Here is a 729-nt window from a genome sequence, read left to right as displayed (position 1 = left end):
ATTCATAAGCTCGATATTTAAACCGAAGATAACTCGCCATTTGTTGCAAATAGCCTTCGGAATGAACACGCTTCGCGTCCAAATATTTAATGGATAGTTTGACTTCGCCGTCAGTTTGCTTGAATCCCTTTTCGATTCCCGCCTGAATGTCATTAGTCCATTGATAAGACGGATCATAGGAGTGAAGCACGAGAACTCGTTTGAGCTCCCAATTTGTTTCCTCTGCTTGTACGGCAACCGTTCCTATGCACAACAAAAGGGTGAGAAAACGCGCTAAACGCTTAACCATTTTTTACCCAGCCGAACCAATGCAATGCTGCATATAGTAGCGCTTCATTTTTAAATGAAGCCGATATTGATCAACTTTCTATTATAATTGTGTCACATAATTTGTGATCACTATTAAGTCTTTTCGCAATATCCGCTGAAAACTGTTGTTTATCTAAAGATTGAGAAACGGCCACGTCAGAAATCAGCGTGTTACCTTCATAGCTACTCGCAATGGCTGCACCCACCGGGTTGCCATCTTTAAAACCAACGTACAACTCAAAATCCGGCGTTAAGATAATTTGGGTAAGGTATTCAACTATCATCTCTTGGTCATACTGCTCTTCCCAACGTTGAGACTGAAGAATCGAAAACATAATAGTCAGTCGATGAAAATCCACGAGGAAAATGTCATCAGCCTGCAAATTCGCTTCGCCTTCCAACAAAGAGTCTTTAGCGACG

At 41.4% G+C, this 729-nt stretch carries 1 protein-coding gene and 1 pseudogene; both read right to left on the bottom strand.

Going from position 1 to position 729, the window contains the following annotated elements; genetic code table 11:
• Positions 1-289: pseudogene (locus tag R7O13_RS26770) on the bottom strand (phosphodiesterase); the annotation flags it as partial.
• Positions 290-359: 70 nt separating this feature from the next.
• The coding region (locus R7O13_RS26765; protein WP_318305194.1) for a flavodoxin at positions 360-729 on the bottom strand (370 nt) is incomplete at its 5' end.

It is taken from the genome of Vibrio sp. Y176 (genome assembly GCF_033438945.1).
The sequence above is the reverse complement of the archived record's forward strand: the minus strand, read 5'-3'. Positions and strand labels throughout refer to the sequence as shown.